The sequence below is a fragment of the Streptomyces sp. NPDC052109 genome, assembly GCF_040680195.1.
Lineage (GTDB): Bacteria > Actinomycetota > Actinomycetes > Streptomycetales > Streptomycetaceae > Streptomyces.
Genome location: NZ_JBFAWF010000008.1, coordinates 261,316 through 286,707, shown reverse-complemented (window position 1 = coordinate 286,707; position 25,392 = coordinate 261,316). Strand labels below are relative to the sequence as shown.

Genomic DNA, 25,392 nt, shown 5'->3' with positions numbered 1-25,392 from the left:
CTGGTGATCGTCTCCCCGGACGCTTGGACCGTCGCGGGCAGGACCGTCCACGGACCGCCTCGCCCTGCCCTCCCGAGGCGGTGCATCGGCCGCCGCCGCGGCGGCGGTCACCGAGCCCGGGCCGGGGGCTCGCCGGCCGGAGAGGTGAATCCACGGGACGGCGCGGACGACGGGCGCGGGCACGGGGCGCATCACGACATGGGTGCTGTGTCTCACCCGCGTGATCCGGGCACTTCTCGATGACCGAGGTCTACTTTACTATTCAATCAAATGGCCGCCGTGAGGAGGTGCACATGTCGGAACTCGGCCTGGCCGACACGGTCGGTATCCTGCGGCAACCCGGCGTCCGGACGCGACACAGCAGCTCAGGGCTCGGATGGGACCGGCTGTATCTCTCCGCACAGGTGGAGCAGCCCTACCGCGCGGCGTTCGATCCGGCCCCTACCCACCTGCTGATCCTGCACCTCAGCGGCCCCGTCACGGTACGACGGGGGCAGGGCGCGGACCGGCGGTCGCGGACGGTCCCGGCAGGTGGGCTCTTCCTGCAGCCGGCCGACCGGAGTCTCGCGGTCGAGCTGGGCGGCCGGCTGGACACGATCCACACCTACCTCACGGACGACGCCCTCCGCGAGGCGAACGGTGGCCGGCCCGTCCAGCTGACCGAGGAACTCGGCGCCAGCGATCCCCTCGCCGAGCAGCTCGTTCTCGCGCTGGAGAGCACGGTCCGCTCCTGGGAGCCGTCGGCCCGCACGTACTCCGACCAGCTGACCGGGATGCTCGCCGCGCAGCTCGTACGCCGCCACGGGGTCCACGCCGCGGCACCCGCGCCCGACCGGTCCGGGCTGTCCGACCGGCAGCTCGCCGCCGTCCGTGACCTCATGGACCAGCGCCTCGCCGAACCGCTGCCGATCGCGGACCTAGCCGCCTCGGCCTCGCTGAGCCCGAGCCAGTTCACGCGGAGGTTCCGGGCCAGCACCGGCCAGTCGCCCCACCAGTTCCTGCTCAGGCTGCGACTGGACGCCGCGTGCCGGCTGCTGCGCACCGGCTCCGCCCCCATCGCCGAGGTGGCCGTCACCTGCGGATTCTCCCACCAGGAACATCTCACCCGGGTGATGCGTGCCCGGCTGGGCACCACCCCGGCCGCGCTGCGCCGCTCCGGCTGAAGAGACCCTTCACGGCCTCCCGCGCGGTCCGGCCGCCGAGTCCTTTCGGCCTTCCGCCCGGTGGTCCGGCCGAGGAGCCCGCACGGCAGTCCTCAGCGCTCCAGTACCAGCGCCAGACCCTGGCCCACCCCGATGCACAGCGCCGCCAGGCCCGTGCCGGTGCCCGCGGCGGCCAGCTGGTGGGCGACCGCTCCGGTGATGCGGGCGCCCGACGCACCCAGGGGGTGGCCGATGGCGATGGCGCCGCCACGCGGGTTGACCACCTCGGGGTCGAGCTCCGGCAGCGCGTCCAGGCAGGCCAGCGCCTGGGCCGCGTAGGCCTCGTTCAGCTCGATCGTGTGCAGATCGCCGGGGGAGACCGCCGCCTTGGCGAGCACCTTGCGGATGGCGTCGACCGGGCCGAGTCCGAAGTACTGCGGCTCGATGCCCGTCACCGCGGCCGCCCGGACCCGGGCCAGAGGCTCGCGCCCGATCGCCGCGAGCCCGTCCTCGTCGGCGAGCAGCAGCGCGGCGGCTCCGTCGTTGAGCGGCGAGGCGTTGCCGGCCGTGACCGTGCCGTCCGCGGTGAACGCCGGCTTCAGCCGTGCCAGGGCCTCCAGGGAGGTGTTGTCCCGGATGCCCTCGTCGCGGGGCAGGTCCACCCCCTCGACGGGGACGATCTCTCCGGCGTACCTGCCCTCCTCCCAGGCGCGGGCGGCGTTGCGGTGACTGGCCAGCGCGAACGCGTCCTGTGCGGCGCGGGTGACGGCGTACTTGGCGCCGACGAGCTCCGCGCTCTCGCCTAGCGGGATCGTCCATTCCGCGGGCATCCGCGGGTTCACCATCCGCCAGCCGAGTGTCGTCGAGTACAGCTGCTGGTCCTTCGCCGGGAAGGCCCGCTCCGGCTTCGGCAGGACCCAGGGCGCGCGGCTCATGGACTCGACACCGCCCGCCACCGCGATGGACGCGTCGCCGAGCGCGACGGCGCGGGCGGCCTGGATGACGGCCTCCATGCCGGATCCGCACAGCCGGTTGACCGTGGCGCCGGGCACGGTGACCGGGAGCCCGGCGAGCAGCACGGCCATGCGGGCCACGTCGCGGTTGTCCTCGCCGGCGCCGTTGGCGTTGCCGAGCAGGACGTCGTCGATGCGCGCGGGGTCCAGGCCGGGGCTGCGCTCGACCAGGGCACGCAGCACGCCGGCGGCCAGGTCGTCCGGTCGTACGCCGGCCAGGGCGCCGCCGTAGCGGCCGAAGGGGGTACGGACGGCGTCGACGACGTACACGTCACGCGGTCGCTCGATCATCGGTGGCTCCCGGCGGGAAGGACGAGGAAGGGTGTCTGGACGGCGATCTGGTCGGCCGTCACGCCCGGCGCGGTCTCGACGAGTTCCAGTCCGCCGGGCGCGACGTCGAGGACGCACAGGTCGGTGATGATCCGGTCCACGCAGCCACGGCCCGTGAGCGGCAGCGTGCACTCCTGGACGATCTTGGAGTTGCCGGCCTTCGTCAGGTGCTCCATGAGTACGACGACCCGTCCGGCGCCGTGGACCAGGTCCATGGCACCGCCCATCCCCTTGATCATTTGTCCGGGGACCGCCCAGTTGGCGAGGTCCCCGCGCACCGACACCTGGAGCGCGCCCAGGATGGCGGTGTCGATGTGGCCGCCGCGGATCATGCCGAAGGAGAGCGCGGAGTCGAAGAAGGACGCTCCCGGCCGTACGGTCACGGTCTCCTTGCCCGCGTTGATGAGGTCGGCGTCGACCTCGTCGGGCGAGGGGTACGGCCCGACGCCGAGCAGCCCGTTCTCCGAGTGCAGGACGACATCGACGCCCGGCGGCAGGAAGTCGGCCACCCGGGTGGGCAGCCCGATGCCCAGGTTGACGTAGTCGCCGTCCCTCAGCTCGCTCGCGGCGCGCGCCGCCATCTCGTCCCGGCTCCAGCTCATCGCTCGCGCACCGTCCTCTTCTCGATTCCCTTGTCGGCCGCCTGCTCGGGGGTCAGCGCCACCACGCGCTGCACGAACACCCCAGGCAGATGGATCTCGTCGGGGTCCAGTACGCCCGGCTCGACCAGCTCCTCCACCTCGGCGATCGTGACGCGCCCGGCCATGGCGGCCGGCGGGTTGAAGTTGCGTGCCGCGCGGTGGAAGACGAGGTTGCCGTGGCGGTCCCCGCGCGCCGCCCTGACCAGGGCGTAGTCCGTGGTGATGGCGTGCTCCAGGATGTGGTCCACGCCGCCGAAGGTCCGCACCTCCTTCGGCGGCGAGGCCACGGCCACGGAGCCGTCCGGGGCGTAGCGCCACGGCAGTCCGCCCTCGGCGACCTGCGTGCCGACCCCGGCCGTGGTGTAGAAGGCCGGGATCCCCGCACCGCCCGCCCGCAGCCGCTCGGCCAGCGTGCCCTGCGGCGTCAGTTCGACCTCCAGCTCGCCCGCGAGGTACTGGCGGGCGAACTCCTTGTTCTCGCCGATGTACGAGCCCGTGACCCGGGCGATGCGGCCCGCGGCCAGCAGGATGCCGAGACCACGGCCGTCGACGCCGCAGTTGTTCGACACGACCGTCAGACCGCTCGCCCCGCTGTCGTACAGGGCGCCGATGAGGACCTCGGGGACGCCGCTCAGTCCGAAGCCGCCGACGGCGAACGACCGTCCGTCGGTCACGTCCGCCAGGGCCTCCCGGGCCGTGGCCGTCACCTTGTCCATGGTCCGTCTCTCCTACCGGGCCAGTACCCGGCGCAGTGCGCCGAGCAGTTCGTCCTGGGCCGACCGCGCGCTCTCGGGGGCGGTGGCACGGCGCCACGCGATGTATCCGTCCGGGCGCACGAGCAACACGCCGTCCTCGGAGACCTCGCTGATCCGGCTCCATTCCCCGTACGCGTCACGGCGGTTGTCGTCGCCGATGCGCACCACCCGCAGCGGTACGCCGAGATCCTCCCGGCACGCCGTCGCGGCCGTGTCCCAGACGCCGCCCGAAACACCGGTCAGCACGGTGAAGGTGCCGCCGCCGACCACGTCCAGCGTGGACAGACGCTCTCCCCGGGCGTCGACGAGCCACGCGTGCGGCAGCTTCGCGCCGGGGCGGGTGGTGGGCCGTGCCACCAACTCCCGGTCCTGCGGCCAGACTTCGGCGGGCGCGTCGTCGGGAAGCACCGCGGACGAGAGATAGCGCTGGTTCATCTCGACGCCGTGCGCGTTGAACTCGTAGTTCTTCAGCTGGATCGCCTCTTCGAGCAGGCGGCGCTTCTTGGCCCCCTCGGGCGTCGGCGCGCCGATCGCCGTGAGGCCCTCGGCGATGGCCTCGTGGTCGCCGCCACCGCCGATGCCCAGCACCTCGAAGATCGGGCCGAACTGGTCGCGGCTGAGGTTGGCCCGCTCGACGATCTGCCGCCCGACCGGGGCCCGTTCGGCGGAGTAGGTGTCGAGCAGCTCGGGGCCGGCCTCACCGCGGATCACCATCGCGAGCTTCCAGGCGAGGTTGTACGAGTCCTGGACGGAGGTGTTGGAGCCGAGCCCGTTGGACGGCGGATGACGGTGCACCGCGTCGCCGGCGCAGAACACCCTCCCCGACGAATAGGCCGACGCGTAAGCGTGGTTGACCGTCCACAGAGAGGTGGACGTGATCTCCACCGGCAGGTCGGGGTCACCGATCAGGTCACGCACGATCCGCCGCGCCGCCTCCTCGTCCACCTCCGGCGGCGGCTGGTCGATGTCGTAGCCCCACACCAGCAGCCACTCGTTCCACGGACGGACCATGCGGACCAGGCCCATGCCGATGCCGCCGGTCTCCGCCCCGGGCTGCAGCACCCAGTACAGGACGCTCGGCCGGTGGGCGCAGTAGCGGGTGAGGTCGGCCTTGAAGACGATGTTCATGCTCCCGGCCTTGGCCATACGGCCGTCGAAGGGAAGGCCGAGCTGCTCGGCGATCGTGCTTCGTCCGCCGTCCGCGCCGATCAGGTAGCGGGCCCGTACGGTGAACTCGTCGCCGCGTACCCGGTCGCGCAGCAGCGCGGTGACCCCGTCCTCGTCCTGGGTGAGGCTGAGGAACTCGGTGTCGAAGCGGACCTTGGCACCCCGGGCCGCCGCGTTGTTCACCAGGATCGGCTCCAGGTAGGTCTGCGGCAGGTCGATCATCTCGCAGGGGCTCTTCGAGGCGTACTCGGTGGCCGACGCGGGCCCGGTGCCCCAGCTGCGGATGCGGCCGATCTCGTGCCCGGTCAGCGCGGTGCACAGCACCGTGTCGCCCATCAGGTGGGACGGGCTGCCGACGGCCAGCGCCTCGGACTCCACCCCCAGGTCGCGCAGTACCTCCATGGTGCGCTGGTTGGTGATGTGCGCCCGCGGTGTGTTGGCCAGCCAGCCGTACTTCGTCACCAGCAGGGTGCGGACGCCGTAGGTGGCCAGCAGCAGCGCGGCGGAACCGCCGGCGGGGCCGCTGCCGACGACGATGACGTCGGTGTCGTACGGGCGTTGCGCATCGGTGAGGGTCATGGGTGGCGCTTCCTCGGTCATTCGGCCAGGGGGGCGAGACGGAAGGTGTAGTCGAGCCGGCGCCACTCGCCGTCGACCCGGCGGCCGTCGGGGGTGGGGCCGGACTGCGGCGCGAAGTCGACGACGAGTTCGTCCTTGACGCCGAAGACGGTGTCGCTGTCCAGGTAGGCGCCGCCCGACACGAACAGCTGGGTGACGAGCCGGCGGTGGCCGGGCGCGTCGACCATGAAGTGCAGGTGCGGCGCCCGGAAGGGATGGCGTCCGGTCGCCTTGAGCAGCCGGCCGACCGGCCCGTCCCCGGGGATCGGGTACTCCGAGGGCAGGATGGACCAGAACGTGATCCGCCCCTCGGCGTCGGTGCGCAGCCGCCCACGCAGCACCGGTCCTTCCAGGTCCGGGAGCTGGACGTCGTAGAAACCGTCCTCGTTGGACTGCCAGACGTCCACGACCGCGTCCTCGACGGGCGCGCCGCCGGTGTCCGTGATCCGTACGTCGACCCAGAGCGAGGTGCCGGGCAGGTCTTTGGAGATGTCGCCGCCGTGGGGGGTGTCCGGCGGGCCCTCCACGTAGAAGGGACCGAGCACCGCGGACGGAGTGGTGTGCGGAGTACGGGAGTTGGTGAGCAGATCCACCGCGCTGGAGACCCCGAGCGTGTCCGACAGCAGCACGAACTCCTGCCGGGCCGGGCTGCAGATCTCTCCGGTGCGGGTGAGGAAGTCGATGGCGTACTGCCATTCGGCGTCGGTGACGTCGTTGGTGGCGACGAAGGTGTGCAGATGCCGGACCAGGTCGCCGAGCAGGGTGCGGACGCGCGGGTCGGGTGCCTGCGCGAAGCTGGCCACGACCTGTTCGGTGAGGCGGGCCAGCTTGGCCTCCGTGGACGGGGGACCCTCGGGGCGGCGTCCGTGCCAGGCGCCGGCCAGCAGCTCCGCGATGCCGTCGGTGGTCAGCTCACGCGGGTTCGGGTACGGCGTCGAGGTGGCCAGCTCCGCCGCGCGGGCCAGGCCGGACCCGGGCATGCCGAGATCGCGCAGCGAGGTGGGGGCGCCCAGGGAGGTGACCAGGTCGTGGACGCCGCTGGGGGCGTCGGGCACGCCCAGGGCGTCGGCGATACGGCGCATCACGTCGGGCACCGCCGGCGCGTTGTAGGCCATGGCGTGCGGCAGGACGACCGTGTGCGTCTCGGCGTGCGGGAGACCGAAGGTGCCGCCGAGGGTGTGGCACAGCTTGTGGTGCAGGCCCATCCCCACCGTGGCGAGACAGGTCCCGGCGAGCCAGGCCGCGTGCAGCAGGTCCGCCCGTGCCTCCACGTCGGCCGGGTCCTCGGCGAGGCGGGGCAGGGCCCGGGCGATGCGGGAGATCGCGTCGAGGGCCTGGCTGTCGGTGACCGGGTTCGCCTCGGCGGAGTACAGGGCCTCGACGGCGTGGGCGAGCGCGTTCACGCCGCTCGTGACCGTGAGGGACAGCGGCAGGGTGAGCGTGAAGTCGACGTCGTAGACGACGGTCTCGGGCAGGATCTCCGGTGACGACCGGGTGACCTTGCGCCCGTCCCGGGTCTCGCCGAGGACGGGGGTCACCTCGGAGCCGGCGTACGTGGTCGGCAGGATCACCTGCGGCAGCCCTGTGCGCAGCGCCAGCGCCTTCGACAGGCCCGTGGTCGAGCCGCCCCCGACGGCGACGATGCCGTCCACAGCGGCGTCCCTGAGCGCCTCCAGAGCCTGCTCGGTCACCTCCACCGGGGTGTGCATGGCAGCGCCGTCGAACTCCGCGGCCAGGAGGCCGCCGAGCGCTTCGCGCACGTGTCCGGCGGCTGCCGCGAGCGGCCCGCTGGACAGCAGCAGCACCCGGGAGCAGCCCAGCCGCTCGACCTCCTCGCCGAGGCGGCCGACCGTGCCGGAACCGAAGACCACCCGGGCGGGGTGGGATGTGTAGACGAACGTCCGCATGGAACTCTGCCTCCGCGTGTCATCAGGTTCGCGTCGGTCCCTTGAGCCACCGAGTATGCGAATGACGTCCGCGGGAACTCCTGCACGATCCGCGCGCTCCCCTGCACGAAACACGCGCCCGCACCACCCGGTCGTCGCCGTGCCGTCCTGGACGAACACCCCAAGGCTGTCAGGGGACCTCCGGGCCGCGGTATTCGCCCATCGCGTCGATGAGCCAGCGGGCCAGGTAGTCGGCGAACGAGGAACGTGGGAAGAGCCGGTACGTGGGCGCGCCGTCGACCTGCCAGAGCAGCACGGGGACGGGCCCCACCGTGGTCGACACCGCATGTCCCGGCCCGAAGGCACGGGGATGCAGGTCCAGCGGGCAGCCCTTCTCCATCACCTGCCGGGCGGCCGGGCCGCTGAGCTCCAGCGTGGTGCGGTTCGCCGAGACGTCCACGACCGAACCCGGGCGCCCCTCGAGTGCCTCCCGCAACTCCGCGGCCACGGCGACCGCTTCGGCCTGGGAGAGCACGAGCCACTCGTCGGGTCCGAGCCAGGCGACCGTGTGGGGGCCGGAAGCGGTGGTGCGGCCGCACTCTCGCGGGAGCGGCGTTCCCAGGGCCTTCTCGATGCGGTCGGCCGCCTCGGAGACGGGGTCGACGCGCAGGTTCACCATGGTGACGAACGGCCGCTCGGTCAGCGCGACACCGCGGGCACCGGTGACCGTCGCGGCGCGCATCCGCTCCTCCAGGTGCGCCAGGGGGCTGGTGCGCAGGGTCGCGGGGCCCGCCGCGGTCAGCTCAGCCATCTCGCTTGGTCCCTTCGGGGTCGTAGAGGACGAAGTCGGTCACTTCGACGGGCACCAGGTTCTCGCCCACCGGGGCGAGCAGGGTCTGGCCGATCCTCGCCCGTCCGCCGGCGACGAGGGCGAGGGCGAAGGGGCGGCCCAGGGCCGGGCTGTGGTAGCTGGAGGTGACGTGGCCGAGCATCGGGACGGGCACCTCCTCGAGCGAGACGTCCGGCGCGACCAGCTGGGTGCCTTCGGGCAGCCGGGTCGTGCGGTCGCTCGGCAGCAGGCCGACCAGCTGCTTGCGGTCGGGGCGCGAGGTGTCGGCGCGGGAGTAGGACCGCTTGCCGACGAAGTCCTTCCGCTTCGAGACCACCCAGGACATCCCGGCGTCCTGGGGGGTGACGGTGCCGTCGGTGTCCTGGCCGACGATGATGTAGCCCTTCTCGGCCCGCAGCACGTGCATGGTCTCCGTGCCGTACGGGGTGATGCCGTACGGCTCCCCGCTCTCGTACACCTGCTCCCAGACGGCCAGGCCGTACCAGGAGGAGACGTTGATCTCGTAGGCGAGTTCACCGGAGAAGGAGATCCGGCAGATGCGGGCCGGGATGCCGGAGGCCAGGGTGGTCTCGCGGAAGGCCATGAAGGGGAACGCCTCGGGGGACAGGTCGACGTGGGGCGCGAGTCGGGACACGACCCGGCGCGACTGCGGGCCGACGACGGCGATCGTCGACCACTGTTCGGTCACCGAGGTGCAGTGGACGTCGAGTTCGGGCCACTCGGTCTGCAGCCACTCCTCCAGCCAGTCCAACACCCCGGCCGCGCCGCCCGTCGTGGTGGTCATGAAGTAGCGGTCGTCGTCGAGACGCAGGGTCACGCCGTCGTCGAAGATCATGCCGTCGGGCCTGCACATCACGCCGTATCGGGCCATGCCCGGCTTGAGCTTCTTGAAGGCGTTGGTGTAGACGCGGTCGAGGAACTCGCCCGCGTCCGCGCCCCAGATCTCGATCTTGCCGAGGGTGGAGGCGTCCATGAACGCCACGCCCTCCCGGGCCGCGCGACACTCACGGGCCACGGCCGCGTCCATGTCCTCGCCGGCGCGCGGGTAGTACCAGGGGCGCTTCCACTGCCCGACGTCCTCGAACGCCGCCCCGTGCGCCACGTGCCAGCTGTGGATGGAGGTCGTGCGCTCCGGGTCGAACAGCTCGCCGCGCTCGCGGCCGGCGAGGGCGGCGAAGGCCACCGGCGCGTACGGCGCCCGGTAGGCCGTGGTGCCGATCTCTCCCGGAGAACCGCCCAGAGCCTCGGCGATCACGCCGATCGCGTTGACGCCGGACGTCTTGCCCTGGTCGTTCGCCGTCCCGAGCGAGGTGTAGCGCTTGACGTGCTCGACACCGCGCATGCCGGCTCCGGTGGAGCGCCATACGTCGGCGACCGTGACGTCGCGCTGCAGATCGACGAAGTGGGTGTCCCAGCCGGCGGGCTCCCCGTCGGGGGCGGGCACCAGCCACAGTGCGCGCATCGGGCCGCCTGCGGGGCGCGCGTCGGCGGCCGACGGCACAGGCACCGGGAACCCGGCCTCCGTCGCGGCCCGCGCACCGGCCCGCGCCCCTTCGGCCAGACAGCCGTCCAGGCCGTACGTCCCCCGCGCCGCACCGACGATCTGCTGGTCCCGCACGGTGCCGTCGGGGACGAAGGCGACCAGGTCCTCGTCCCAGCGCAGCCGGCCCTGGCGCTGGCTGTGCAGGTGCACCACCGGACTCCAGCCGCCCGAGACCGCGAGCAGGTCACAGGCGAACGGCTCCGGATCGCCGGTGAGCCGACCGCCGGCGTCGAGAGCCCGGACGGTGACGCCGGTGATCCGGCCGCCGCCCGTGGTGTCGACCACCGCACTGCCCGTCAGCACCCGCGCCCCGGTCGCCGCGGCGACCTCGGCGGCCCGGGCGGACGGCTCGGGGCGCGCGTCCACGACGGCGGCGATGTCGATGCCGGCGGCGTGGAGATCGGCGACCGTGTCGTAGGCGCTGTCGTTGGTCGTGCTCACCACGGCTCGCGAACCCGGAGCCACGGCGTACCGGTTGAGGTACGAGCGCACGGCCCCGGCGAGCATCACCCCGGGGCGGTCGTTGCCGGCGAAGACCAGCGGGCGTTCGTGCGCACCGGTCGCCAGGACCACCTGACGGGCCCGGATGTGCCACAGCCGCTGACGTGAGACGCCCTCGGGAGGGGCGGTTGCGAGGTGGTCGGTGCGCCGTTGCAGGGCCAGCACGTAGTTGTCGTCGTACGAGCCGAAGGCCGTCGTGCGGTGCAGTACGACCACCTCAGGGGCGGCGTCGAGTGCCGCGCGTACCTCGGCGACCCACTCGAGCGCGGCCTGCGAGCCGACCCTCTCGGTGCGGCCGGAGAGCAGTGAACCGCCGGGCTCGGGCTGGTCGTCGACGAGGATCACGCGGGCGCCGGAGCCGGCGGCGGAGGTGGCGGCCGCGAGTCCAGCGGGTCCGGCGCCGACGACCAGGACGTCGGTGTGGACGTACTTCTTGTCGTAGACGGCGGGGTCGGGGGCCGGGTCGAGCCGGCCCATGCCGGACAGCGTGATGGCGGACAGGCCGTCGTACAGCTCCACCGTGGTCGCCGGAAGCATGCCCTCCGAGCACGGGCCCTCGATCTGCACCAGGGCGCTCGGTTCCTCCACTCCCGCGGAGACGATGCCGCGTGCTCGGCCCCGGTAGAGCGACGGGGCGACCTCGACGACCCCGTGCGCCAGCATCGCCGAGGCGACGGTGTCTCCGGGGTGCCCGGTCATCTCACGGCCGTCGACCGTGAACCGCAGCAGGCCGCCGCGGTCGATGCGGCCGCCTCGCCGGAGCCGGAAGTGCTGGTCGGTCATCGGTTCCCTCCGGCCTGGGGCAGTTCGGGGCGGCGCTCGTCCAGCCGGTAGGTGGCGAGCACCTCGTAGGTGACGGTGTCGCGCAGGGCGTTGAACCAACGTCGGCAGCCGATGCTGTGCATCCACCGTTCGGCGAAGGGGCCCTTGGGGTTGTCGCGGTAGAAGACGTACTCGGCCCACTGTCGGTCGGAGAGTTCCGCGGGGTTCTCGGGGTAGGGGACGTGGGCCTGCCCCCCGTAGTGGTACTCGGTCTCGTCCCGGGGACCGCACCATGGGCAGGTGATCAGCAGCACCCTGTCCTCCTCAGTGGGCCACGGCTGCGGCGCCGTGTTCGTCGATCAGCGCGCCCGTCGTGAAGCGTTCGAGGGCGAAGGGGGCGTTCAGCGGATGGGGTTCGCCCGTGGCGATGGTGTGGGCGAAGGTCCAGCCGGCGGCCGGTGTCGCCTTGAAACCGCCGGTGCCCCAGCCGCAGTTGACGTAGAGGTTCTCGACGGGCGTGGTGCCGATGACGGGGGAGGCGTCGGGGGTGACGTCGACGATGCCGCCCCACGTCCGTAGCACGTGTGCACGGGCGAAGATCGGGAACAGCTCCACGGCGGCGGCCATCTGCTGCTCGATCACGTGGAAGGAACCGCGCTGCCCGTAGCCGTTGTAGGTGTCGACGCCCGCGCCCATCACCAGTTCGCCCTTGTGCGCCTGGGAGACGTACACGTGTACGTGGTTCGACATCACCACGGTGGGGTGCACCGGCTCGTGCAGCTCGGAGACCAGCGCCTGGAGCGGATGGGACTGCACCGGCAGCCGGAAGCCGGCCAGCCGCGCCAGCACGCTGCTGTGCCCGGCGGCCGCGAGTCCGACCCGGCCGGCGAGGATGCGGCCACGGTTGGTCTCGACGCCCACGACCCGGTCGCCGTCCTTGAGGAAGCCGGTGACCTCGCAGCCCTGGATCAGGTCCACGCCCATCTCGTCGGCGCGGCGGGCCAGCGCCCAGGCGACGTGGTCGTGCTTGGCGATGCCGGCCCGCGGCTGGAAGGTGCCGCCGAGGACCGGATACCGGGTGCGGGGCGAGACGTTGAGGATGGGGCAGACCTTGGCGACCTCGTCCGGCTCCAGCCATTCGGCGTCCACGCCGTTGAGACGGTTGGCATTCACGCGGCGCACGCCCTCGCGAACGTCCTGCGGGGTGTGCGCGAGGTTGAGGACGCCGCGCTGGCTGAACAGGAAGTCGTAGTCCAGCTCCGCCGGGAGGTCTTCCCACAGCTTGAGGGCGTGTTCGTAGATCGCCGCGCTCTCGTCCCAGAGGTAGTTCGAGCGGATGATCGTGGTGTTGCGGGCCATGTTGCCGCCGGCCAGCCAGCCCTTTTCGAGGACGGCGACGTCGGTGATGCCGTGGTTCTTTGCGAGGTAGTAGGCGGTGGCCAGGCCGTGGCCTCCGGCGCCGACGATGACGACCTCGTACGAGGAGCGCGGCTCGGGGTTGCGCCAGAGGAAGTCCGGATGCTCCGGCAGCGGCTTGGTCGTCATGCCGCGTCTCCGTTCAGACGGGGGTAGAGGGGGAACGCGGAGGCGAGCTTTTCCACCCGGTCGCGCAGCAGGCCGGCGCGCCCGTCGCCGAGCTGCTCGTCCTTCAGAGCCTCGGCGATGATGTCGGCTGCCTCCCGGAACTCCGTCTCGCCGAAGCCCCGGGTGGCCAGCGCCGGGGTTCCGATCCGCAGCCCCGATGACACCATCGGCGGACGGGGGTCGAAGGGCACCGCGTTGCGGTTGACGGTGATGCCGATGCGGTGCAGCCGGTCCTCGGCCTGCCGCCCGTCGAGCGCGGACGCGCGCAGGTCGACCAGGACCAGATGGACCTCGGTGCCGCCGGTCAGCACGGTGATCCCGGCCTCGGCGACGTCGTCGGCCAGCAGCCGGCCGGCGAGGATGCGGGCGCCGTCCAGGGTGCGCTGCTGGCGCTCCCTGAACTCCTCGCTCGCCGCCACCCTGAAGGCCACCGCCTTCGCCGCGACGACGTGCTCCAGGGGGCCGCCCTGCTGGCCCGGGAACACCGCCGAGTCGATCTTCTTGGCCAAGCCGGCCCGGCTGAGGATCACGCCCCCGCGCGGCCCGCCGAGGGTCTTGTGCGTGGTGGTCGTGACGACGTCGGCGTACGGCACCGGGCTCGGGTGGAGGCCCGCGGCCACCAGACCGGCGAAGTGCGCCATGTCCACCATCAGGTAGGCGCCCACCTCGTCGGCGATCCGCCGGAACGCGGCGAAGTCCAGCCGTCGGGGATGGGCCGACCAGCCCGCGACGATCATCTTGGGCCGGTGAGCGAGGGCGAGCTGTTCGACCTCGTCCATGTCGATGCGCATGTCGGACTCGCGCACGTGGTACGGCACGACGTCGTACAGCCTGCCGGAGTAGTTGATGCGCATGCCGTGGGTGAGATGCCCGCCGTGCGCCAGGTCGAGACCGAGGATCGTGTCGCCGGGCTCGAGCAGCGCGAACATCGCGGCTGCGTTGGCCTGGGCGCCCGAGTGCGGCTGCACGTTCGCGGCCTCGGCGCCGAACAGGTCCTTCACCCGGGCGATGGCCAACTGCTCGACGACGTCGACGTGTTCGCAGCCGCCGTAGTAGCGGCGGCCGGGGTAGCCCTCGGCGTACTTGTTGGTCAGCACGGAGCCCTGGGCCTCCATGACGGCGGCCGGGGCGAAGTTCTCCGAAGCGATCATCTCGAGCGTCGACTGCTGACGTCGGAGCTCGGCGTGCACCGCGGCGGCGACATCCGGGTCGAGCTCGGCGAGCGGGAGGGAGAGGGAGGAGGCGACCGTGGTGATCGACGGGGTCGTTGCCATCTGCGCACCATCCTGAGAGACGACTAAAGCACAACTGATATGTTAGCCTCTGCGGTAAGGTATGGGAGCTCGCCGGACAGGTCAAGGGGACTTCATGCAGCAGGTGGCGACCGAGCCCAGGGGCGAGGAGCTGTCCCTCGCCGAGCGCGCCTACCGCGCCATCCGTGACCGGCTCGTCATGCTCGAGATCCGGCCGGGCGCGCCGATCAACGAGGATCAGTTGGCACAGTCCCTCGATGTGGGACGGACGCCGGTGCGCGAGGCCCTCAAGCGGCTCCAGTACGAGCGCCTGATCACGACCTACCCCCGGCGCGGCACCTTCGCCACCGAGGTCAACATCACCGACCTGGCCCACATCTCCGAGGTGCGCCAGGAACTGGAGCCCCTGGCCGCCGCCCAGGCCGCGCGGCGCGCCACGGCCACGGACCGGTCGGCCCTGACGGCCCTACGGCAGGAGCTGGCGAGCGCGGATGCCCGCCGGCCGGACGCCACCGAGCTTCTGCACCTGGACCTGCAGGTGCATCGCGCCATCTACGCCGCCACGCACAACCCGTATCTGGACGACACCCTCGTCCGGTACGACAACCTGGCGACCCGCATCTGGTGCCTGTTCATCGACCGTCTGTCGGACATGGCCGGCCATGTCGGCGAGCACGGACCCTTGATCGAGGCGATCGTCGCCGGTGAGCCCGACACGGCGGCACGACTCGCCCGCAGTCACGTCGAGAGCTTCGAGCGCGCCGTCCGCGCTGCCATCTGAGACGGCGCGGTGCGGGCGGGAACCCGCCTCGGGCCGACGTGAGTTCGCGGCGGGGCCGGCAGGGTCCGCGCCGGTGCACCGTGCCCCGCGACTCTCCCGGGCGCATGCGCGGCCGGCCCGCCAAGGCGGTCCACACATACGGCGCGACGTCGTCCTCGGAGAGCTGGGCGATCACGCGGCGGACGCAGCGCTCGATCTTCAGCCGGCGCGGGCGGCCCGCGAGGCGTTCGAAGGCGGGCCGCGGCCTGCGGCACATCCGCGACGCGGGCGAGGGCGTGCTGGTACCTCGGGTCGACTTCACGTATGCGGAGATGATCGTTGTCCCCGGGCGGCGACGCGGACCTCCGCCGGCGCCGCCGAGGCCGGGGAGATCCATCGCGTCCTTCGCCGTGACGGCGGGGATCGCGGTCGCACCGCCGGGGAGCACGTCGAGCATCCCCTCATCGGCCAGTTCATGCAGGCCCGCGCGCACCGTCCGGCGTGAGACACCGAGGCGGGTCGCGAGCGGTGCCTCCCGGACCGCGCTGTGAGCTGTGCCGCCCCGTGCAGGCCGGTGTGGCCCGGTGCGCGCGTCTGCCGGGCGTTCGAGTCATTGTCAGCGCCGCAGAGGCAGGGCTGCCGTACGACGCGGACGGGGCGGCGATGCGGGAGAGGGGGCCGCGGAGGGCGTCCAGGTGGTGGACCAGGTCAGCCGGCGTGTCGCGGAGGCGGGACAGGTCGGATGCCGCTTCACGAGGCCGGCGGGCATCGGCGGCGGGGAAGCGGTGGGCCTCCTCGATCCACGCATCCGGGCCGGGGGAGCGGTGTCAGCGCAGCAGCGGACGCGGTGACGTGTCCGGTCGGACGGGGCAGCGCAGCCTTCCGCCGGTGCGCCGAAGGCGCCGCACGTCCTCCGTCCGCCGGCCCCGCGGCGCGGCGCAGGCGCAGGCCACGGCCGGTACGTGCGCCGCGTCCCGGTCCTGGCCGACAGCCGGCCCGCCGCGGGGAACGCGTACGGGCCCGCCGCTTCCCGCCGGAGCCGTCCCGGCGAGCACGCACACCGGTGGCGCCAGGAACAGGCACACGGCCGCCGGGAGCAGCCTCCTTGCCGATCAGCAACACGATGGGGTGTGGCGTTGCCGACCCAGGTGATCTGTTCGTGCTCCATGACGTGATCGGGGAATGCCGGCCGCCGACCGTGTAGTCGCCCGGGCGCCGCTCAGGCCGTCAGGCCCTCGATCGCCACAGGAAGGTGGCGCGGGCCGCGCAGCACGGCGTTGGCGCGGTACGGCGGCGGGTCCTCGAGCAGCCCGGAGAACTTGACCCGGCGGAACAGTTCGGGCACAGCCGCATGGAGTTCTATGCGGGCGAGCGGGGCGCCGAAGCAGTAATGGATGCCCGTGTAGAAACCCAGGTGCTCGTTGTCCTGGCGGTCGGGATCGAACCGGTCGGGGTCCTTGAAGCGTATGGGGTCGCGGTTGGCCGCGGCCAGCATGAGCCAGACCGGTGAGCCCCTGGGGATCGTGGTGCCGGCCACGTCGATGTCGGCCAGGGCGGTGGTCCACGGGACGAACTGGACCGGGGGCTCGTACCTCAGTACCTCCTCGATGAGCGGGACGGCCAGGTCCGGGTCCTTCTGGAACCGCTCCAGGACGTCGGGGTGGCGCAGCAGGGTGAGAGTCGTGTTCGTGATCGCGTTGACGGTTGTTTCGTGGCCGGCGACCAGGAGCAGCACCGCGGTGGCCTCCAGGTCCGCCGGCGTCATCACGGGTGCGAGCGCGCTGAGGATCCCGGGGCCGGGGTGGCGGCGCTTGGTCTCGATCAGGTCTGCCAGGTAGGCGCCCAGATCCTGGCGTGCCCGCTGTCCCTTTTCCTGGCCGTCCTCGCCGGATTGGGGGTCGAGCGACGACGCCAGGGCATCGGCCCAGCCATGGAAGCGCGGTTCGTCCTCGCGCGGCACGCCCAGGACCTTGCAGATGGCGGTGACGGGAAGGGGATAGGAGAAGTCCTCGACGATGTCGACCTGGTCCTTGCCCTCGAAGGCGTCGAGCAGCTCGGTGACGACCTTGGTCAGGTCTCCGCGCAGGCCGTCGAGGAACCTGGGGCTGTGCGGGGGGCCGAACGGCCGGTTGATGGTGTCGCGCAGCCGGTCGTGTACCGGCGGGTCCGTGAAGATGAAGCTCGGCGGCAGGCCGGTGTCCTCCGCCTCCGCCGTGCGGGCGTGGCCGGACGGACGGTTGCGTGTGTCGTTGCTCAGCCGCGGGTCGTTGGCCAGGCTGCGGACCTCGTAGTAGGTGCTGACCAGGTAGGTGCCGTCGTCCTCCCGCCTGACCGGTGTCTTGCGCAGTTCCGCGTACAGCGGGTAGGGGTCGGCCCGATTGGCGTAGTCGGTGATCTGCGCGGAGATGGCGTCGGGCGTCATGGTGTCTCCTGAGGGGCTCCGGGCGGCACAGGGCCGGTGATCAGGCATGCGCCGGAACGAACCGGACACGCCGTTCGCTCGGTGAGTAACCCGTCAGCGTGACCGTGGCACCGTGGGTGGGCAGGTGGGGGTCGGGGAAGGCCGGGTCGACCGGATGCAGCGTCTCGGTTCGGCGGTCGACCGTGCCGTACTCCGGCGGGAACGGCGCGCCGGTCGCGATCTGCTGCTCGTAGAACCCCAGCCACTTGGCTCCGTCGAAGGACGCCGCGGCGATGACGCGGCCGCGGTACCCGTACACCGCTACGAACCGTTCCTCGGCGAGCGTCCCCTGGGCGACGACCAGCTGGTCGCCCAGCGAGGGAACACCCACCGACTTGATGTTGACCCCGAACTGGGAGGACCAGAACATCGGCAGCCACAGGTGCGGACGGCGCTCCGGACCCGCGCAGATCATGTTGTGGGCGGCGATCTCGGCCTGCTCGACCGCGTTGCCCCAGTGTTCCAGCGCCAGGAACTGGTAGTCGAACAGCGGGTGGGGGCTGCGTGCGACGTCACCGGCGGCGTAGATGTCGTCGGTGACGATGCCGTTGACGTCGAACACACGGCACCCGGCGTCGCAGGCGATCCCCCGGGGACCCGCGGCCACCCCCGACCCGGCGAGCCATTCCGTGTTCCGCATGGCACCGAGCGAGACGACCGCCACCTCCACGTCGATCACCGAACCGTCGGACAGATGGGCGCGTCTGAGTCGTCCCACATCGTCGCCCTCGAGGGCGGTGACGCTGATGCCGCAGCGCAGGTCGACTCCCTTCTTGCGCTGCAGCCGGTCCGCGACCGCGCCGATCACCCCGCCGAGTGCGCCCACCAGCGGTGCCGGTCCGCGTTCGGCGACCGTGACCTCGAGGCCCAGCTCCCGGCAGGCGGAGGCGACCTCGGAGCCCGTGAAGCCGGCGCCGATCACCAGCACCCGGTTCACGCCCCCGGTCAGCTTCCGGTGCAGGCGCGCGGAGTCGTCACGGGTACGCAGCCCGAACACCCCGTCCAGCGTGGCCTCTTCCGGGTGGAACCAGGGCCGCGCTCTGGTCCCGGTGGTGATCAGCAGGCGGTCGTAGGGGACGGTGTCGCCGTTCGCCAGGCGTACCTGCTTGGCGTCCCGGTCCAGCCCGTCGGCGGCGACGCCCAGCCGCCATTCGGCGTCGATGTCGCGCCGCCGCGGCAGCGCGGTGTCCTCGGGCCGTGCCCGCCCGAGCAGCGCCTGCTTGGACAGCGGTGGCCGGTCGTACGGTTCGTACACCTCGTCGCCGATCATGGTCAGTGATCCGGTGAAGCCCTTCTCGCGCAGGGTCTCCGCCGCGCGCAGACCGGCCAGCGAGGCGCCGACGACGACAATGCGGCCCTGGCGCCGAAGGAACTCGACGTCCGTGTCAGCCGACATGGGATTGCACACCCTTCGTCGGCTCATCGGAGTAGTCGACCAGGATGGCCTGCACCGGACAGGCGGCAGCAGCCTCGTGCACCCGGTCGCGGAGTGCCTCGTCGAAGCGAGGGGAGAACAGCAGTGCTTCGTCCCCGTGCAGGGAGAAGACGTCCGGGGCGAGGAAGACGCACTGCGCGAATCCCTGGCACCGGTTGAGATCGACGACAAGCCTCATGCGGAACCCGCTCCCTGCACGGGCCGCGTTGGCCGAACCCCGCGGCCGTCTGCGTTCGGTCCATGTGTTCGGCAGGCATGCCTCACAGTCAGGATCAACCCTCCGCAGGGGGCTCGCAAGGCGAGGGCACTACGGGGCGGGCGGGCCGCCCGCGGCGCATCTCGACCGCGCGTCGCCCCAACTCCCCGGCATCCCAGTGCTTTGCGCGTCCGGCCTCCGAAGTCGTCCTCGACCTCTAGGCGTGCCATCCCATGACATCGGTTCCAGCCGGCGCTCTGCCGCTCGGTCGTGGATCCGCGAGGTCACCTCATGCCGGTGCTCAGCCGTGGCGAATCCCGACGACACGCGTGGTGCCGGACCGGGACCGCCGGGCGCTTCGAACGAGCCGGGCAGAGTCCCCGCGTCTGCGATGCGATCGACACCGTAGGAGGGCCCACGAAAAGCCAGGGCGGAGTCACGGAAAGTCATCAATTGACCGCATGGAGTCGCTACGGCTTCATGCCGCCCCAGCAACCCCTTGGTACTGGGCCGACCCTGGCGGTCCCAGGAGGGAGAGCCGAAGAGTGATGCTTCAGCCAAGGAGTGGGCTGCGCAGCCTGGCGGTCGGTGCGGTTGTCTCGAGTGCCCTGTTCCTGGCGGCCTGCGGCTCCAACGGCGGCTCCCGGTCCGCCGGCAGACCGTCGATGGCCGCCTCGGCAGCCGCCACCGGCGGTGGCGCGGTCGCATGCGGCAAGGCGGCGACTGTGTCGGCTTCCGGCTCGACGGCGCAGGAGTTCGCGATGAAGGTCTGGATCGGGAACTACATGCGGGCCTGCCCCGGCACCCGGCTCAGCTACGACGGCAACGGTTCCGGTGCCGGCCAGACCGACTTCCTCAGGGGCAGAACCGCCTTCGCGGGTTCCGACTCCGCACTGAGCGCCGCGCAGATCGCCCAGTCCAAGACCCTCTGCTCCCAAGGGGGTCAGGCCGTCCACCTGCCGACGGTCGGCGGCCCGATCGCGCTCGCCTTCCGTCTGCCCGGAGTCAGCAGACTGACCCTGGACGCCCCCACCCTGGCCGAGATCTTCGACTCGCGGATCACGATGTGGAACGATCCGGCGATCGTGAGGCTCAACCCCGGAGCCGGGCTGCCCGCGACGCCGATCCGGCCGTCGCACCGTTCCGACTCCTCCGGCACGACGGACAACTTCACCTCCGGTGGCGATCGAGACCGTGGGAACGTCGCGGGCAAGCGCATACGACAGCTCGACGTCCTCCGCTCCGGTCGACCCCAGTGTGATCACGGCCTCCAAGGCGATCGCCGCTTCCACCGTCACGGGCACCGGCGGCGACCTCGTGCTGAAGCTCGACCACGCGACCAAGGCCGCGGGCGCCTACCCGATCGACACGGTCACGTACGAGATCGTCCGCGACAAGGGCAACAAGCCTGCGACGTGGCCCGCCGCCAAGGCCTTCCTGATGTACATCGCCGGCGCGACGGGCCAGGAGGAGCTGAGCTTCGAGGGCTGCGCGACGCTCCCGGCCACGATCGTGGACAAGGTCCGCAGCAGGATCGACAGCCTCTCCTAGCCGGGCGCTGTCGCACGGAACACCGGCTGTCCTCATCCCTCCTGTCAACCGGTTGACCGCTGCTTCGGCCTCCGCGATCCTGTGTTGCGTAACGCGAGATGCGTGCCGCAATGGACAACGTCTCGCCCCGCTTTCAGCCGAGGAGTGGCCATGTCTCAGCAGGTTCGTGCCGTCGTCGCGCGGAGCAAGGGCGCCCCTGTCGGCCTGGAAACGATCGTCGTGCCCGACCCCGGCCCGGGTGAGGCGTTGGTCAAGATCGAGGCCTGCGGCGTCTGCCACACCGATCTGCACTATCGCGAGGGCGGCATCAGCGACGACTTCCCGTTCCTGCTGGGACACGAGGCGGCGGGCGTGGTCGAGGCGGTCGGTGAGGGGGTCACCGACGTGGCGCCGGGTGACTTCGTGATCCTCAACTGGCGTGCCGTGTGCGGCCAGTGCCGGGCGTGTCTGCGGGGACGGCCGTGGTACTGCTTCAACACGCACAACGCGAAACAGAAGATGACTCTGACCGACGGCACCGAACTGTCGCCGGCCCTCGGGATCGGTGCCTTCGCCGAGAAGACGCTGGTCGCGGCCGGTCAGTGCACCAAGGTGGACCGGCAGGCGTCGGCGGCCGCCGCCGGACTGCTGGGCTGCGGGGTGATGGCGGGCATCGGTGCCGCCATCAACACCGGCCAGGTGGGCCGCGGTGACAGCGTCGCCGTGATCGGCTGCGGCGGCGTCGGGGACGCCGCGATCGTCGGGGCGAACCTGGCCGGCGCGGCGAAGATCATCGCCGTGGACATCGACGACCGCAAGCTGGACACGGCCAGGAAGCTCGGTGCCACCCACACGGTCAACTCCAAGGAGACCGACGCGGTCGACGCGGTGCGCGAGCTGACCGGAGGGTTCGGCGCCGACGTCGTCATCGAGGCGGTGGGGCGTCCGGAGACCTACCGGCAGGCCTTCTACGCCCGGGATCTCGCCGGGACCGTGGTGCTGGTCGGCGTGCCCACCCCCGAGATGAAGCTGGAACTGCCGCTGCTGGACGTCTTCGGCCGGGGCGGGGCGCTGAAGTCGTCCTGGTACGGGGACTGCCTGCCCTCCCGCGACTTCCCGATGCTCATCGACCTCTATCTGCAGGGGCGCCTCGACCTGGACGCCTTCGTCACCGAGACCATCGCCCTCGACGAGGTGGAGAAGGCTTTCGAGCGCATGCACCACGGTGACGTCCTGCGCTCGGTGGTGGTCCTGTGACGAGCGCCGCCCGTATCGACCACCTCGTCACGTCGGGGACGTTCTCGCTGGACGGCGGCACCTGGGACGTCGACAACAACGTGTGGATCGTGGGGAACGACGAGGAGGCGGTCGTCATCGACGCCGCCCATGACGCCGACGCGATCCTGGGAGCCCTCGGCAGGCGCACCCTGCACGCGATCGTGTGCACCCACGCGCACGACGACCACATCGACGCCGCGCCCGACCTCGCAGCCCGGACCGGCGCCCCGATCCTGCTGCACGCCGACGATCTGCCGCTGTGGAAGCAGACCCATCCCGACCGGCTACCCGACGGTGAACTGAGCGACGGGCAGCGCATCCCGGTGGCGGGCACCGAGCTGACCGTGCTGCACACGCCGGGCCATGCCCCCGGCGCCGTGTGTCTGCACGCCCCGGACCTGTCCGCGCTGTTCAGCGGCGACACGCTGTTCGCCGGCGGGCCGGGGGCGACGGGGCGGTCGTACAGCGACTTCACCACCGTCATCGCCTCGGTCCGGGACCGCCTCCTCGTCCTACCGGAGGGCACCGTCGTGCACACCGGGCACGGCGGGACGACCACCGTCGGCGCCGAGGCTCCGCATCTGAAGGAGTGGATCGACCGCGGTTTCTGACCGCCTCGGCGACGAAGCGGCCCTGCCCCGGTGACGGACCCCGTGGACGGCACCGGCGGCAGGGCCGTCGCCGCATCTGCGGGACTCCCGTTCCCCCTGTTCACCTGGGCTTTCGAGGTCGCTTCGGCGTGCCCGGGAAACCGCCGTGGCGGCCCGCGCAAACCGGCCTTCGCACGCCTTGACAACGCTTCAGAGCCGCCCCCAGACTGGCGTTGCGCTAATCGCAATCCGTTTCGCTATACGCACCGAGGTGTCATGATGATTCCCGCGTGCCGTCTCGCGGATCTGCCGCGAGGCGAGGCCCATCGGCTCGACATCGACCCGCCCGTGTCGGTGTTCCACACCGACGACGGCGAGCTCTTCGCCATCGACGACACCTGCACCCACCAGGACGCCTCGCTCGCCGATGGCTGGCTGGAGGGCTGCGAGGTGGAATGCCCCCTGCACGCCTCGAAGTTCGACCTGCGGACCGGAGCGGTGGACGCGCCCCCGGCCAAGCTCCCGGTCCGCACCCACGAGGTCGTCGTCGAGGACGGGACGGTCCACGTCAGGCTGTCCACCGACGCGCCCAACCTGCCGCCGAGCGTCGCCGCCCGGCTCGCCGGAGGTCCCGCGTGAGGACCGTGGCCGTCGTGGGCGCCTCGCTGGCCGGTCTGTCGGCCGCGCGCTCGCTGCGGCAGCGGGGCTACGACGGCCGGCTGGTCGTCATCGGCGACGAGCCCCACCGACCGTACGACAGGCCGCCGCTGTCCAAGGAGTTCCTGGCCGGGTCCATCGGCGAGGCGGAACTGGCCCTGGAGCGCGACGACGAGGAACTCCGGGCGGAGTGGCTGCTCGCGGCCCGCGCCACCGGGCTCGACCGGGCCGAGCGGGCGATCCTGCTCGCCGACGGTCGGCGGATACGGGCCGACGGCGTGGTCATCGCCACCGGAGCCACGGCCCGCACCCTGCCCGGCACCGAAGGCCTCGCCGGGGTCCACGTGCTGCGCACCCTCGACGACGCCCGCGCCCTGCGGGACGACCTCGCCCGGGGCGGACGGCTGGTGGTGATCGGCGCCGGATTCGTCGGCGCCGAGGTCGCCTCCACCGCGTACGCCCTCGGTCTCGACGTCACCGTGATCGAGGTGGCGCCCACACCCCTGTCCGGACCACTCGGCGAGACCATGGGCGGCATCGTCTCCGCCCTCCACACCGACCACGGGGTACGGCTGCTGTGCGGGGTGGGCGTCAAGGGCCTCGGCGGAGAGCGCCGGGTGGACGCCGTACTGCTGGAGGACGGCCGCAGCATTCCGGCCGACACCGTCGTCGTCGGCGTCGGCGCGCGTCCCTGCGTCGAGTGGCTCCAGGGGTCGGGCATCGCGCTCGACAACGGCGTGAAGTGCGGCGCCGACGGGCGTACCAGTGTCGCCGGGGTGGTCGCCGTGGGCGACTGCGCCAACTGGTACGACCCACATACCGGCACTCACCGCCGGATCGAGCACTGGACCGGCGCGCTGGAACGGCCGGATGCCGCCGTCGCCGCGTTGCTCGCGCACGGTGCGACGGAACCGAGTGTGCCGCGGCCCGCGTACTTCTGGTCCGACCAGTACGGCGTGAAGATCCAGTTCGTCGGTCACGCCGCCGGGGCCGACACGGTCACGGTCGAGGAGGGCTCGACCGACGACCGGAGCTTCCTCGCCGTCTACCGGCGGGCCGGCCGGCCGGTCGCCGTGCTCGGGATGAACCAGCCACGGCTGTTCACCCGCCGGCGCAAGCAGTTCACCACCGCCGCGGCGTGCTGACGCGGCGCTTGCCGCACCCCCGGGGCATTGCGCACGACACGCAACGCCGCTCCAGAGACAACGCCGTCCGAAGTCGCTCTTCCCGGCGCGTGACCTACCGAACCACGACGTTTCCCGAGGAGTGCACCGTGACCTCGACCAGCCTGCCGGACAGCCTGATCGCCACCCTTGCCGGCTCCGCCTACACGGATCCCGCGATCTTCGCCCAGGAACAGGAGCGCATCTTCGAGACGATGTGGTTCTGCGTCGCCCGCGCGGCGGACCTGCCGAAGCCCGGCGCGTTCCGCACCGTCGACGTGGGCCGCGAGAGCATCCTCGTCACCCGGGCCCGGGACCACTCGATCCGCGCCTACTTCAACGTCTGCCGGCATCGCGGAGCCCGGCTGTGCACCGACGGGACCGGCGAGGTCAGGCGCGCCTTCCAGTGCCCGTACCACGCCTGGACCTACGACCTCGACGGCAAGCTGGTCGCGGCCCCCAACCTGACCAGGATGCCGGACGTCGGCCGCACCGAGTACGGCCTGGTGGGCGTGGCCGTCCGCGAATGGCTCGGCTACGTCTGGGTGTGCCTGGCGGAGAACCCGCCCTCCTTCGAGGAGGACGTCATCGGGGCGGTGGTCACCCGGCTCGGAGACGTCGAGTCGATCGAGCGCTACGCCATTGACAGCCTGTCGGTGGGCCGGCAGATGGTCTACGACGTCAGGGCGAACTGGAAGCTCATCGTCGAGAACTTCATGGAGTGCTACCACTGCGCCACGATCCACCCCGAACTCACCGAAGTGCTCCCGGAGTTCGCGGACGGCTACGCCGCCCAGTACTACGTCGGCCACGGCGCCGAGTTCGGCGCGGGCATCCAGGGCTTCACCGTCGACGGATCCGAGGGCCTGGACCGCATTCCCGGCGTCGCCGAGGACCAGGACCGGCGGTACTACGCGATCACGGTCAAGCCGCAGGTGTTCATCAACCTGGTGCCCGACCACGTGATCTTCCACCGGATGTACCCGGTCGCCGTCGACCGCACGACCGTCGAGTGCGACTGGCTCTATCTCCCGCACGTCGTGGAGAGCGGCAAGGACGTCAGCCGGTCCGTGGAGCTCTTCGACCGGGTCAACCGCCAGGACTTCGACGCCTGCGAGCGCACCCAGCCGGGGATGAGCTCACGGCTGTACGCCAAGGGCGGGGTGCTCGTGCCCAGCGAGCATCACATCGGGGCCTTCCACGACTGGGTGCACGAGCGTCTCGGCACCCGGCAGCCGGAGTGAGGCGAGGGGGAGTGCGCGCGGCCCGCGCGGGGG

The 25,392-nt window shown here is 71.8% G+C and carries 21 protein-coding genes and 3 pseudogenes; 9 read left to right on the top strand and 15 right to left on the bottom strand.

Annotation, left to right across the window (positions count from 1 at the left end; translation table 11 throughout):
- Positions 1-293 precede the first annotated feature (293 nt).
- Entirely contained in the window at positions 294-1,163 is an 870-nt protein-coding gene (locus tag AB0L59_RS19540; RefSeq protein WP_365584993.1) for a helix-turn-helix domain-containing protein, read from the top strand.
- A gap of 92 nt (positions 1,164-1,255) precedes the next feature.
- Here AB0L59_RS19540 and AB0L59_RS19535 read toward each other — a convergent pair whose 3' ends face one another.
- The 10 genes from AB0L59_RS19535 to glyA all read right to left on the bottom strand — a co-directional run bounded on the left by AB0L59_RS19535 (position 1,256) and on the right by glyA (position 14,066).
- On the bottom strand, positions 1,256-2,446 hold the full coding sequence (locus AB0L59_RS19535) for an acetyl-CoA C-acyltransferase (protein WP_365584990.1): 1,191 nt from the start codon (positions 2,444-2,446) through the stop codon (positions 1,256-1,258).
- Complete coding sequence (locus AB0L59_RS19530) at positions 2,443-3,087, bottom strand: CoA transferase subunit B (protein WP_365584987.1); 645 nt, start codon at positions 3,085-3,087, stop codon at positions 2,443-2,445. The genes AB0L59_RS19535 and AB0L59_RS19530 overlap by 4 nt, the downstream gene beginning before the upstream one ends.
- Entirely contained in the window at positions 3,084-3,842 is a 759-nt protein-coding gene (locus AB0L59_RS19525; RefSeq protein WP_365584985.1) for a CoA transferase subunit A, read from the bottom strand. The genes AB0L59_RS19530 and AB0L59_RS19525 overlap by 4 nt, the downstream gene beginning before the upstream one ends.
- 12 nt (positions 3,843-3,854) lie before the next feature.
- Positions 3,855-5,627, bottom strand: coding sequence for an FAD-dependent monooxygenase (locus AB0L59_RS19520; RefSeq protein WP_365584982.1), 1,773 nt, complete (start codon positions 5,625-5,627; stop codon positions 3,855-3,857).
- A 17-nt stretch (positions 5,628-5,644) separates the two neighbouring features.
- A complete protein-coding gene (locus AB0L59_RS19515; protein ID WP_365584980.1) occupies positions 5,645-7,573 on the bottom strand; it encodes a maleylacetate reductase and hydroxyquinol 1,2-dioxygenase domain-containing protein in 1,929 nt (642 codons plus the stop codon).
- A 169-nt stretch (positions 7,574-7,742) separates the two neighbouring features.
- Positions 7,743-8,363: a sarcosine oxidase subunit gamma family protein gene (locus AB0L59_RS19510; RefSeq protein ID WP_365584977.1), complete on the bottom strand. Its 621-nt coding sequence runs from the start codon at positions 8,361-8,363 to the stop codon at positions 7,743-7,745.
- Positions 8,356-11,229: a sarcosine oxidase subunit alpha family protein gene (locus AB0L59_RS19505; RefSeq protein ID WP_365584976.1), complete on the bottom strand. Its 2,874-nt coding sequence runs from the start codon at positions 11,227-11,229 to the stop codon at positions 8,356-8,358. The genes AB0L59_RS19510 and AB0L59_RS19505 overlap by 8 nt, the downstream gene beginning before the upstream one ends.
- Positions 11,226-11,522, bottom strand: coding sequence for a sarcosine oxidase subunit delta (locus AB0L59_RS19500; protein WP_365584975.1), 297 nt, complete (start codon positions 11,520-11,522; stop codon positions 11,226-11,228). The genes AB0L59_RS19505 and AB0L59_RS19500 overlap by 4 nt, the downstream gene beginning before the upstream one ends.
- 10 nt (positions 11,523-11,532) lie before the next feature.
- Entirely contained in the window at positions 11,533-12,753 is a 1,221-nt protein-coding gene (locus tag AB0L59_RS19495; protein ID WP_365584973.1) for a sarcosine oxidase subunit beta family protein, read from the bottom strand.
- Entirely contained in the window at positions 12,750-14,066 is a 1,317-nt protein-coding gene (gene glyA, locus AB0L59_RS19490; protein WP_365584970.1) for a serine hydroxymethyltransferase, read from the bottom strand. Before glyA ends, AB0L59_RS19495 begins: the two co-directional genes overlap by 4 nt.
- Positions 14,067-14,160: 94 nt before the next feature.
- Here glyA and AB0L59_RS19485 point away from each other — a divergent pair, with 94 nt between their 5' ends.
- Positions 14,161-14,826: a GntR family transcriptional regulator gene (locus tag AB0L59_RS19485; RefSeq protein WP_365584968.1), complete on the top strand. Its 666-nt coding sequence runs from the start codon at positions 14,161-14,163 to the stop codon at positions 14,824-14,826.
- A gap of 412 nt (positions 14,827-15,238) precedes the next feature.
- On the opposite strand, the pseudogene AB0L59_RS19480 reads toward AB0L59_RS19485, so the two are convergent.
- The 5 genes and pseudogenes from AB0L59_RS19480 to AB0L59_RS19460 all read right to left on the bottom strand — a co-directional run.
- Positions 15,239-15,343, bottom strand: a pseudogene (locus AB0L59_RS19480) (GntR family transcriptional regulator); the annotation flags it as partial.
- A 681-nt stretch (positions 15,344-16,024) separates the two neighbouring features.
- Positions 16,025-17,227, bottom strand: a complete 1,203-nt coding sequence (locus AB0L59_RS19475; protein WP_365584965.1) for a cytochrome P450 — start codon at positions 17,225-17,227, stop codon at positions 16,025-16,027.
- A 40-nt stretch (positions 17,228-17,267) separates the two neighbouring features.
- The gene (locus AB0L59_RS19470) at positions 17,268-18,662 is read right to left on the bottom strand and encodes an FAD-dependent oxidoreductase (RefSeq protein ID WP_365584962.1); all 1,395 of its coding nucleotides are present in this window, start codon (positions 18,660-18,662) and stop codon (positions 17,268-17,270) included.
- On the bottom strand, positions 18,652-18,879 hold the full coding sequence (locus AB0L59_RS19465) for a ferredoxin (RefSeq protein WP_365584959.1): 228 nt from the start codon (positions 18,877-18,879) through the stop codon (positions 18,652-18,654). The genes AB0L59_RS19470 and AB0L59_RS19465 overlap by 11 nt, the downstream gene beginning before the upstream one ends.
- Before the next feature lie 291 nt (positions 18,880-19,170).
- Positions 19,171-19,308, bottom strand: a pseudogene (locus tag AB0L59_RS19460) (transcriptional regulator); the annotation flags it as partial.
- A 50-nt stretch (positions 19,309-19,358) separates the two neighbouring features.
- Between AB0L59_RS19460 and AB0L59_RS19455 the strand changes: the two are divergent.
- The 7 genes and pseudogenes from AB0L59_RS19455 to AB0L59_RS19425 form a co-directional block, all read left to right on the top strand.
- Positions 19,359-20,015: pseudogene (locus AB0L59_RS19455) on the top strand (substrate-binding domain-containing protein); the annotation flags it as partial.
- 61 nt (positions 20,016-20,076) lie between these two features.
- Positions 20,077-20,448, top strand: coding sequence for a hypothetical protein (locus AB0L59_RS19450; protein WP_365585088.1), 372 nt, complete (start codon positions 20,077-20,079; stop codon positions 20,446-20,448).
- A gap of 150 nt (positions 20,449-20,598) precedes the next feature.
- Entirely contained in the window at positions 20,599-21,684 is a 1,086-nt protein-coding gene (locus AB0L59_RS19445) for an S-(hydroxymethyl)mycothiol dehydrogenase (protein WP_365584956.1), read from the top strand.
- A complete protein-coding gene (locus AB0L59_RS19440) occupies positions 21,681-22,316 on the top strand; it encodes an MBL fold metallo-hydrolase (RefSeq protein WP_365584953.1) in 636 nt (211 codons plus the stop codon). The genes AB0L59_RS19445 and AB0L59_RS19440 overlap by 4 nt, the downstream gene beginning before the upstream one ends.
- Before the next feature lie 255 nt (positions 22,317-22,571).
- Positions 22,572-22,934 carry a bifunctional 3-phenylpropionate/cinnamic acid dioxygenase ferredoxin subunit gene (locus tag AB0L59_RS19435; RefSeq protein ID WP_365584950.1) on the top strand — a complete coding sequence of 121 codons (363 nt, stop codon included), beginning with the start codon at positions 22,572-22,574 and terminating at the stop codon, positions 22,932-22,934.
- Positions 22,931-24,097: an FAD-dependent oxidoreductase gene (locus AB0L59_RS19430; protein WP_365584947.1), complete on the top strand. Its 1,167-nt coding sequence runs from the start codon at positions 22,931-22,933 to the stop codon at positions 24,095-24,097. Before AB0L59_RS19435 ends, AB0L59_RS19430 begins: the two co-directional genes overlap by 4 nt.
- A 128-nt stretch (positions 24,098-24,225) precedes the next feature.
- Positions 24,226-25,359 carry an aromatic ring-hydroxylating dioxygenase subunit alpha gene (locus tag AB0L59_RS19425; protein ID WP_365584944.1) on the top strand — a complete coding sequence of 378 codons (1,134 nt, stop codon included), beginning with the start codon at positions 24,226-24,228 and terminating at the stop codon, positions 25,357-25,359.
- Positions 25,360-25,392 lie beyond the last annotated feature (33 nt).

Coding starts and splice junctions, on each gene's coding strand:
- AB0L59_RS19435 (WP_365584950.1), top strand. CDS start 22,572: ATGATGATTCCCGCGTGCCGTCTCGCGGATCTGCCGCGAGGCGAGGCC.
- AB0L59_RS19525 (WP_365584985.1), bottom strand. CDS start 3,842: ATGGACAAGGTGACGGCCACGGCCCGGGAGGCCCTGGCGGACGTGACC.
- AB0L59_RS19535 (WP_365584990.1), bottom strand. CDS start 2,446: ATGATCGAGCGACCGCGTGACGTGTACGTCGTCGACGCCGTCCGTACC.
- AB0L59_RS19470 (WP_365584962.1), bottom strand. CDS start 18,662: ATGTCGGCTGACACGGACGTCGAGTTCCTTCGGCGCCAGGGCCGCATT.
- AB0L59_RS19485 (WP_365584968.1), top strand. CDS start 14,161: ATGCAGCAGGTGGCGACCGAGCCCAGGGGCGAGGAGCTGTCCCTCGCC.
- AB0L59_RS19530 (WP_365584987.1), bottom strand. CDS start 3,087: ATGAGCTGGAGCCGGGACGAGATGGCGGCGCGCGCCGCGAGCGAGCTG.
- AB0L59_RS19475 (WP_365584965.1), bottom strand. CDS start 17,227: ATGACGCCCGACGCCATCTCCGCGCAGATCACCGACTACGCCAATCGG.
- glyA (WP_365584970.1), bottom strand. CDS start 14,066: ATGGCAACGACCCCGTCGATCACCACGGTCGCCTCCTCCCTCTCCCTC.
- AB0L59_RS19505 (WP_365584976.1), bottom strand. CDS start 11,229: ATGACCGACCAGCACTTCCGGCTCCGGCGAGGCGGCCGCATCGACCGC.
- AB0L59_RS19540 (WP_365584993.1), top strand. CDS start 294: ATGTCGGAACTCGGCCTGGCCGACACGGTCGGTATCCTGCGGCAACCC.
- AB0L59_RS19445 (WP_365584956.1), top strand. CDS start 20,599: ATGTCTCAGCAGGTTCGTGCCGTCGTCGCGCGGAGCAAGGGCGCCCCT.
- AB0L59_RS19520 (WP_365584982.1), bottom strand. CDS start 5,627: ATGACCCTCACCGATGCGCAACGCCCGTACGACACCGACGTCATCGTC.
- AB0L59_RS19465 (WP_365584959.1), bottom strand. CDS start 18,879: ATGAGGCTTGTCGTCGATCTCAACCGGTGCCAGGGATTCGCGCAGTGC.
- AB0L59_RS19495 (WP_365584973.1), bottom strand. CDS start 12,753: ATGACGACCAAGCCGCTGCCGGAGCATCCGGACTTCCTCTGGCGCAAC.
- AB0L59_RS19510 (WP_365584977.1), bottom strand. CDS start 8,363: ATGGCTGAGCTGACCGCGGCGGGCCCCGCGACCCTGCGCACCAGCCCC.
- AB0L59_RS19515 (WP_365584980.1), bottom strand. CDS start 7,573: ATGCGGACGTTCGTCTACACATCCCACCCCGCCCGGGTGGTCTTCGGT.